The 8,765-nt window shown below is 59.0% G+C and carries 8 protein-coding genes and 1 pseudogene; all 9 read right to left on the bottom strand.

Translation table 11 applies throughout. From position 1 onward, the window contains the following. Positions 1–26: 26 nt before the first annotated feature. Positions 27–254 (bottom strand): WcbI family polysaccharide biosynthesis putative acetyltransferase, encoded by a 228-nt coding sequence (locus H9532_RS16000; protein WP_366664509.1) that lies wholly within the window; start codon positions 252–254, stop codon positions 27–29. Positions 255–560: 306 nt separating this feature from the next. After that, positions 561–992, bottom strand: coding sequence for a methyltransferase domain-containing protein (locus H9532_RS03430; protein WP_296365822.1), 432 nt, complete (start codon positions 990–992; stop codon positions 561–563). 326 nt (positions 993–1,318) lie between these two features. Next, positions 1,319–2,242: an IS3 family transposase gene (locus H9532_RS03425; protein ID WP_296365820.1), complete on the bottom strand. Its 924-nt coding sequence runs from the start codon at positions 2,240–2,242 to the stop codon at positions 1,319–1,321. Positions 2,243–2,606: 364 nt separating this feature from the next. Continuing rightward, positions 2,607–3,632 (bottom strand): GDP-mannose 4,6-dehydratase, encoded by a 1,026-nt coding sequence (locus H9532_RS03420; RefSeq protein ID WP_296365819.1) that lies wholly within the window; start codon positions 3,630–3,632, stop codon positions 2,607–2,609. Continuing rightward, the gene (locus H9532_RS03415) at positions 3,629–5,065 is read right to left on the bottom strand and encodes a hypothetical protein (protein WP_296365816.1); all 1,437 of its coding nucleotides are present in this window, start codon (positions 5,063–5,065) and stop codon (positions 3,629–3,631) included. Before H9532_RS03415 ends, H9532_RS03420 begins: the two co-directional genes overlap by 4 nt. Beyond that, the gene (locus tag H9532_RS03410; protein ID WP_296365814.1) at positions 5,058–6,146 is read right to left on the bottom strand and encodes a glycosyltransferase; all 1,089 of its coding nucleotides are present in this window, start codon (positions 6,144–6,146) and stop codon (positions 5,058–5,060) included. The genes H9532_RS03415 and H9532_RS03410 overlap by 8 nt, the downstream gene beginning before the upstream one ends. Next, positions 6,143–7,333: a hypothetical protein gene (locus H9532_RS03405; RefSeq protein ID WP_296365812.1), complete on the bottom strand. Its 1,191-nt coding sequence runs from the start codon at positions 7,331–7,333 to the stop codon at positions 6,143–6,145. Before H9532_RS03405 ends, H9532_RS03410 begins: the two co-directional genes overlap by 4 nt. Positions 7,334–7,501: 168 nt before the next feature. Next, on the bottom strand, positions 7,502–8,215 hold the full coding sequence (locus H9532_RS03400) for an acylneuraminate cytidylyltransferase family protein (RefSeq protein WP_296365810.1): 714 nt from the start codon (positions 8,213–8,215) through the stop codon (positions 7,502–7,504). Continuing rightward, positions 8,212–8,765: pseudogene (locus H9532_RS03395) on the bottom strand (hypothetical protein); the annotation flags it as partial. The pseudogene H9532_RS03395 and the gene H9532_RS03400, both read right to left, overlap by 4 nt.

The following is an 8,765-nucleotide window of genomic DNA, read 5'->3' as shown; positions in this document are numbered from 1 at the left end:
CACTCTTTCCTGCTCACTGCGGTCGCTCAAACCCGTTTGTCCAGAGATTCCCTAGATAAACGGCCGAAACCTGCGCCGATCGGCTGGGCCAAGACTATGTCAGCGGACGAGAGGAGAGCTAGAACTTTTTCGGCTTGATCTTGGCCAATAAGATGAACAGGCTGGGTACGCACAACTTCTAACTGTGGAGCAGCACGCTCAATTAGTCGATGGATGGGGCCAGCTTGGCAATTGGCATAGACAGCAACTCGCATTCTGCTCACATGTATACATTGACTTGATCTTCATAGTTAACAGTCTCCCCCTTTTCGCACACATAATAACAAGTATTGGTCACCTGGTGAGCACAGTCTTCGAAATCACGACCGGTTTCAGGGGTTAAGCACTCACGAATATTGCGGAATCCAGCCCACTCAATCATGGCCCTAAGAAGAGGACGACTTGGATGATATCCAGCGAGAGATTGTTTTGAATAGAATTGTGGAGTGGACTCCTTACGGTTCTGCATAACAAGATGCGGAGATTTATGGGTCCGAGAGGAGATGAAGAACTTGGCGGAATTAAACCCACCTAAGTAGACGAAGAAAAAGCTGTGGGTAGCGAAAATGGTATACGAGACCTAGGAAGAGGACAACGTCGTATTTTACGGCGCGATCCAAAGAAAAGAGCGTGCTATCTGAATATTCAATTGAAAGATCTTCATTTTGAGAAATTAGATCGTAGGCAAATGCAAATTGACTGCGCGCAACAGGATTTGGCTCAACGGCGCGAACATTTGCGCCTAAGCGCGCCAGCTCTATAGATAGACCTCCATTGCAAGCGCCAATGTCAAGAACATTAACTCCTTTCCATTGATCTTTGGGAATACCCGCAGTTAGTACGTCAACAATGAGACGCGGTTGCCAAAGCCCCGGAAGAGTAGTTTCTTGGTTGATCCGCACAGCCTGAAGCCATTTGCCAAGGCGGGAAGCCTGATCGAGTGCGCTGCTCATTGGCAAGCGAAATGGTTGCTTATCGTATATTAACGCAGACTGCTTTAAGAGGCTAGGCGGAAAACGACTGTCTGCTGGCCGGTTCGTGTTCGTTGATGGCTCCGCGCTGACGTTGACCCTGGAAATAGGCCAAGGGCGAACGATTGTCCTTCAGCCGACTAAACAGGGGCCGCGCGGAGGGGGCTGGGTAATCACGCCGAGCAAAGGTTATTCCCGACATTCAAGGAGACCGTGGAACGGCTTTGAAGATTTAATCAGGTTTTCCTTGGCTTTACTGGGTTCGTCCCCGACGTGACTTTCGTCTTCGTTTCTGAGGTGGGTGCCTTTTATTGGACAGTTCTGGCACCTGAGATCGTTAACTCCAGGCGGGAGAAACAGGGCTCTGGTTCAGTGTAGACGGCATAGGGAGTCTTCCCTCCCAGTGAACTGTGGAGTCTTACATGGCAGTACCTCCACAGGAAGCGGGTCAGGCTGATCTCAGTCTCCCAGCCATCGCTGTAGGCATGGATGTACACCTCCTCGTATTTGACGGTGCGCCAAAGCATTTCGACCAGGATGTTGTCGTAGCAGCGCTTTCTTCCTGACCAGCTGATCTTGATCTTCTCGGCCTGCAACCGGCCCACGAAGTCAGCTGAGGTGAACTGGCACCCTTGGTCGGAGTGGAAGATCTGCGGTCTCCGGCCACTACTGAGGGCCATCTCCAGAGCCTCCAGGCAAAACTCCGTGTCAAGGCTGTTGGACAGCTTCCAGCTGAGAACATGCCTGGAGTGGAGATCCATGATCGCCACCAGGTACAGGAAGCCTTTCTGCAGTGGGATGTAGGTGATGTCAGTGGCCCACACCTGATCAACTGCCGTGACATCCCTGAGATCCACCAGGCAGGGATAACGCTCTGATGGATCGCCGGGAACCGTGGTGCGGGGTTTCTGGTAGATCGCCCGTAAACCCATGCGGCGCATGAGGTGTCGGACACGGTCACGGCTGATCGGAATCCCTTCTCTGGCCAGGTACTCGACCATCCGTCGGCTGCCACTGCAGGGATCATCCAGGTAGAGCGCGTCGATCTTGGCCATAATCCGCAGCGTGGATTGACGCACCGGCGCCGGCCGGTCATAGAGCGTCGATCGCGGTAGGCCCAGCAGAGCGCACTGACGGCTGACGCTGAGCTCAGGGTGGCCTGGATCGACCAGCGTGCGCAGTTCATGGGCGTCAGAGCCGCTGAGATTTTTTTTGAGCCACTCCAGTTCCATCTGGAGCTTGCCGTAGCCGCCAGGCTTCTGCGAGGCAGTACTACTGGAACAGCTCAGCCTCCTTGGCCTGAACCTCCTCCTTGTCCTTGGTTTTCTTGCCCGTCGTGAACAGCTCGCTGGCTCCGTCGAGCAGCTGCCGCTTCCACTGGCTCACCTGGATGGGGTGAATGGCGTGATCAGCGCCGCTCTCTTGGATCGTCTAGCGGCCGCTGATCGCCTCCATGGCAACTCGGGCCTTGAATTCGGGACTGTGGGTGCGTCGCTTGCTCATGGGTGGGAGCCCCCATCAGGGGCGGTGCCCCGCCTTAGAGGTTGACGATGGGGCCTGTCCAGAAAAACCAGCCCACCTCATTCCGTTGCGCCGTCAGTGCGCTGAGCGCTCGCCCGTCCGACCCGCTGCGGATTGGCGCTCGTGCGCGATCAGCCGCGCGATCACATCCTCGACACCGACCGTCGCTCGCCAGCCCAGTTCTCGCTCGGCGCGCGCCGGGTCGGCGCGGCTGATCTTCATGTCCGACGGGCGGAGCAGCGCGGGGTCTGTATCGACGTGGCGACGCCAGTCCAGGCCCAGCTGGGAAAAGCAGTTCTCGACGAAATAGGACAGGCCAACGGTGCGCCCGGTGGCAACGACGAAGTCCATAGGGCGTTCGACCTGCAGCATGCGATGCATGGCGTCGACGTATTCCGGGGCCCAGCCCCAGTCGCGCTTGATGTCGATGTTGCCGAGCTTGAGCCGCTCGTCGCTGCCGCCAGCGATGCGCACCGCCGCGGCGACGATCTTGCGGGTGACGAAGCGGTCCGGCCGCAGCGGAGACTCATGGTTGAACAGGATGCCCGAGCAGGCGAACAGCCCGTAGGCGCTGCGGTAGTTGGCCACCAGCCAATAGGCGCCGGCCTTGGCCACCGCATAGGGGCTGTGCGGGTGGAAGGGAGTGTGTTCGCTTGCGGGGGCGCCGTCGGTGTCGCCGAAGCACTCGCTGGAGCAGGCGTTGTAGAAGCGGGTCTTTTTCTCCAGCCCGAGGAAGCGGATGGCCTCTAATAGGTTCCCAGTGGCGACGATGACGCTCTCCAGCGTCTCAATGGGCTGGCTGAAGGACACAGCCACGGAGCTCTGCCCGGACAAGTTGTAGATCTCGTCTGGCTCGATGTTCGAGATCGTCTGGATGACGCTGCGGAAGTCCGCCGGTGCCATCTGCACAACGTGCAGGCGGCCGGCGATGCCCAGCATCTGCAGCCCCGACAACGACGACGGCCGGGCGTCGCGCGAGCTGCCGAAGACCTGGTAGCCGTGCGCCAGAAGGTGGGCCGCCAGGTATGCCCCGTCCTGTCCGGTGATGCCAATGATCAGGGCCCTGCGGGGGGGCAGCGCGGCCGCGGGCGATACATTCATGACGTAGAGGACAGGAGTTCGTCGACGGTTCGGCCGCTGCGTTTAGCGCACAGCTGCAGGTTGGACTGGTAGATCGCCAGCGGCAGGGTGGCCGAGAGCCAGGCGTATAGCTGCGCCGCCTCGGCATGCCGCCCCAGCCGCAGCATCCGGTTGGCGGCGGCGAAGAGAGAGGCTTCCGGCGGCATGTACTCATCGCCGCTGGCCGGCTGTGTGTAGGTAGCCGGCGCATGCACGATGCTCCGAACCAGCTCCGACCAGGTGTTGTGGGCCAGGTACAGGGCTCCCGCACGCGGCACGCGCCTCCGCTCCGCCGCGAGCTCGGCCTCGACCGCGGCCAAGGCCGCGAGCACGGTGGCCGGATGGGCATCGGGCAGAATGCGGCCCACCCCGTACTGGCGGCACTGGTGGGCAAGCCAGGTACCTCCCAGCACCAGGGGCACGGCGCCGAACACCAGGGCGTCGACCAGGGCGCCGCTTGTACGCACGGCAAAGGTCGGCGCCTCGTAGGGCAGCAGTACCACGTCGCTGGACCGGTACAGCTCGATCACCTGCTCGTCGCTGAGGTCGCCGGTGAGGACATGTACCGGGTCGGATGGCCGGATACCGAGCTCGGACTTGCGATCCCGGAACACGTAGTCGCGTCCGCCGGTGCCGTACTGGCGCAGGTGCTCCAGCAACGCACCCGTCGTCTCCTGACCCTTGCCGACAGTCATCAGCCCCGGCACAAGCACCCGCATCCGGTCACGGCCGCGGGCTGCGCCGAACATGCGTCGGATGCTGTCATAGGCATCGGAGTCGCCAAGCAGCGGTGGCGGATTGGGAATCCAGTCGAAGCGCAGGCCCGAGGCAGCATGCCAATTGCGCGCGTGCAAGTCCGACATGGCCAGCAGGCGAACCGCACGCTGGAAGCACAGCCCTGATAGCCCGTCCGGCGGGGCGCCGTCGATCAGGAAGTCCCAGAAGGCGTTGATGCACAGGGTCACGCCTTCGGGCCAGTCAAACTGAGCCATTTCCATCGCGAGCCGGCTGCTGCCGCAGTACACGAACACATGCAGCCGTGACCAGCGACCGTTGGCCTGCAGGGGTTTGAGCACCGCCAGCAGCTCTTGACGGAATTCCATCGCGATGGTCGCCTGCTGGCCACTGGCGAGGCCGCGAACCATGGCGTAGTGACCGGACTCGCGCTGGAAGGCTGGCACCACGCCGGGATGCTGCACAGCGAGCTCGCGGCTGGCCAGTCCAATGTGGTCCAGGCCCAGTCGGGAGCAGGCCTCGGCCAGCCGCTTCTCGTAGTTGAGGTAGTGGCCGAAGTCGGACTTCAGGTCGGGGTTGACCGACACGAGCAATTCGCGCCCATCGCTGCTCGTGCCGGCTGCAGGCTGAAGAACGTCGGATTCAAGGCGTAGCAGCGCGCCAGTGGTGGTTTTATCCATGGCACAGCAGCGTGGCGTACTCAGCGGCGACGTCGTCCCAGGTGCGCCAAATGCGGCGTGGCTGGGGCTCGCAGAACAGCGCGCCGACTAGGGCGTCGTGCAGCGCATCGGCCGAAGAAGGGTCAAAGTATCGCGCGTGGGGGCCGGCGACCTCGCGGTAGACCGGGATGTCCGAGACCACCGGGTGGGCGCCCAGGCGCATGGCGTTGAGCAGCGGAATGCCGAAGCCCTCGTAGCGCGACGCCGAGACGTAGATCCAGGCGCTAGCCATCGCCAGGTCCATTGCCGCGTCCGAGGGCTTGGGGTCAAAGATCACGCGGCCGGGGAAGTCGCGCCGCAGCGCGTCGACGGTCGCGTCGGCTGGCTCGCCGCCCAGCAGCAGTAGGCGGACCTGGCCCTCGCGCTCCATCAGCCGGCGCAGAGCCGCAGCTACGACGACAAAGTTTTTGTACAGCCCGCGCGAGCCAACGTGAAGCACCAAGCTACGGACCCGGGTGGCTTGCGGCCGCGTGGGCTCGTGACCCAGGTAAATAACGCTGCTGCGCTGGCGGTCGAAGCCGGGGTAGTGGGCGAAAAAGCGCTCGCGCGAGGAATTGGAGATAAAGCAGGCCCAATCGGCCTGCCCGAAGGCCAGCCGCTTGCGGCGTAGCACACCTGATGTAGTAGGCCGTTCGGCCAACTCTGGCAATTCCTCATGGGCGAAATCCAGTCCAGTAACTATGTAGCGGGCGCAGTCCGGCAGAACGTTCTCGCCGTAGTAGGTGTTGACCACCGCGCGGAAGCAGCAGCTGGTGGCTCGCGCCACCTCGGCGCGTTGTAGATCATGCTCAGGAAGGTTGTATTTGTCGTTGTCGCTCGGCGGGATCGGACAGTTAACAACTCGTACGTCATCGGCTATCAGCAGCCCCGAGGCCTGCAGATGTAGGTTACGTTCGTGGCCCGGGTAGACCAGCAGCCAGGTCTCCAGGTGGCGGCGCCATTGCGGGCTGGCCAGAACATATGAGTAAAGCTGGCTTATACCTCCCTTGTCCTGCAGAGTGAAGATGCGGCCATCAACAAGTACCGGAATGCGACAACTCACGGCTGTAAGGCTCTATAGAAGGACGTTGTGGCGGAATGTATGCCCTTGCCGGCCTCGAGCGCAGCATTCACCCGCACCATAAGGTCATCGTCAACCGTATTGGCGTACTTGCCGTAGTCGCGGTTGCGGAAGAACGCCGGGTGAGCCTGGCGAACGTCCTCCATCAGATGAGAGTACTGGTGCAACTCTGAGTGACTCCAGAAGAAGCTGTCCGACGGGGCGCGGCCAGTGAAGCCGTTGAGTACCACCTCCTGGCCCAGGTAGCTTCCCAGCGGCAGCAGGAACATGTTGAGCACGCTGTCGCCCGGGAATACCCGAAATTCCTGGTCAAAGTCGAAGCCGTAGGTCTTGCGGCCGGCCGGGATGCCGAAGACTCGGCCGGCGATCTCGGGCACGCGTCGGCGCAGGAAGGCGGCGAACTTGTCGAAGGTGTAAAACGAGGCGCTTGAATTGTGCAGGAAGGCGACCAAGTCGCCAAGAAATCGCGCCGAGTAGCGGTGATAGCTGAAGTGGAAGTGCGCATCTGACGCCACAAGGATCTGAGGATCCAAGTGCTCCGTGAAGGCCCGGTTCTTAATGATTGTGTTGCAGATAATGTTGAAGGAATCGCCATGGTCGCGATTTAGCGCCTCAGACAGCGAAGGGCCGGTGCCGAACAGCGCGATGCACGACTTGGCGGCGGCGCGGAATCTCTGGCGCACAAGGTCGTCTCGCGAGGCCTCAAGGAAGGCCTTGTCTTCGCCCCCGCTGACCCAATAGGTCAGACACGCTGCATAGTATGCGTCCTGCACGTCGCCATCGGGATTGCCGAAGTAGTAGTAGTAGGTTGATCCCGACGTGCGGGCGGGCGGGCGCTTCACCTTTGTCAGCGGCTGCGAACCGACCAGCGGATGCGCGACCGAAAGCACTTCATCAGGCTCCACATCACGGCTCAATACAATTATAGTATGCCTCTCTCGAATTAACAGGTCACGTGCCTGAGAGATATCTAAAAACTCAATCTTGTGAAAATCAGAGAGTGCGGCAAGAGACGCATATTCAGGCAATACGTAGTCGATAGAAGTTTCTAGAAGCGACAAGGGAATGCGCAGTCGCTGTGCGGTAGGCCCCGCAAACCAGCAAAGCATAGCCACTATACGGCCAAGCGCATACTTTTCGACATCGGCAGCGATGGGCGGCCAAACCATGTATCTTAATTCGGGCGAAAACATTTTACGATTTAGATATTTCGAACTGAAAAATCATTGCTTTCCGTGTTGCCTTCAAAAGGCGCTTCCATCGCTTGATGCTCGAACAACAACCGGAAGTGGCTTCTCCCATCATGAGCTGGCAGGCTACTATATTTTTCATCTGTTCTATCCCTTGCTTCGTTCTTGCAGAAACCGTGCGGCTACCACGGCAAAGTCCCAGTCTTCCGGTGTATCGATATCTACTGATTCGAAAAAGGGGCTTTCGAACATCATCGGCTTGCTGCCAATGCGAGCACATGTCTTTGTGAAACTCTCTGCAGTAAATAGATATAGATTTGAGTTCTCCTCAAACCAGGGCTCCAGTTCTTGGGTGGGGATGAGATTATCCGGGTCGTGATTCACGGGACTGCAGTCGGCGCGGTAGAAGCGAGTCTGTACCTTATCGACAGTAAACAGCGAGTCGACCACGTTGGCTGCTTGGGCATCTACAAACGCAGCGATGGCATTGCGAATGGTGTTGACACTCATCAACGGGTTGGTGGTGTGCGTCATTAAATACAGGTCGGCCGGCACGTTGGCCACGTCGTCGGCCAGCACCAGATTCATCGATACATGGTCACCACAGATCTCAGGTTTGCGATCGCGGATAGTGATGCGGTCGGTGGCGGTCAGACCATTCTCAGCGAGCTTGTTCCGGGCATCGGTGTTGATGATGATCTGATCAATGTCCTCCACTGCGAGCAAGGTGTCGAGAATCCAGCGGAACAAGGGCTTACCGCAGAAATCCCTGAAATTCTTACCTTTAACTCTCACACTATTAGCCTTCATCGGCAACAAAGCAACAATTTTATTTGGCTTGGAGTTTGTTGATTCGATCATGATTTTTTCGTTAATGGCTCGCCTATGGAAGAGGTTGGATAAAAATACGTTTCGCGGACCTCGCTGCTCGTTCTCTTGTGGAGACGATTGCCACGATAGCTGCCTAGATATTGATGAAAGCGATAGCGGATGATCTGCCGAAGGGTTGCCAAGGACAATGTTCTCGGCAATCCTGCAGCCAGATCACGGACAACTCCTCGGCTGAAATAGCGCAAGAGGTCGCGCCTCCTCAGGATTACTTCTGGGGAAATCTGCTGCAAAGCCAGGGCTTCTCTCTCAAACCGTCTCTGCACCTGCCGCCAGTTTTCGTGATGGATATGGCGTACGCTGGCATCTGCTACGTAGCCCACTGCCCCCTGCTCAGCGACCAAGCGCTTCGCAAGATGCATGTCTTCCAGACCTGTTAGTTCCTCATGGAACTTGAAGCGATTCCAGGTATCGGCGGCTATGGCGCTATTGGCATTGTTGCAATAGAAGCCTTGCTGGGGAATCGAACTCTGTTCTGGAAAGTATTTGGCAAAAATCTGGCATTCGCTCCAGTAGGTCTGCA

Origin of the sequence: Vulcanococcus sp. Clear-D1, assembly GCF_014654725.1 — a bacterium.
Taxonomy (GTDB): Bacteria; Cyanobacteriota; Cyanobacteriia; order PCC-6307; family Cyanobiaceae; genus Vulcanococcus.
Note: the sequence above shows the minus strand (reverse complement) of the source record. Positions and strands in the feature narration are given on the sequence as shown.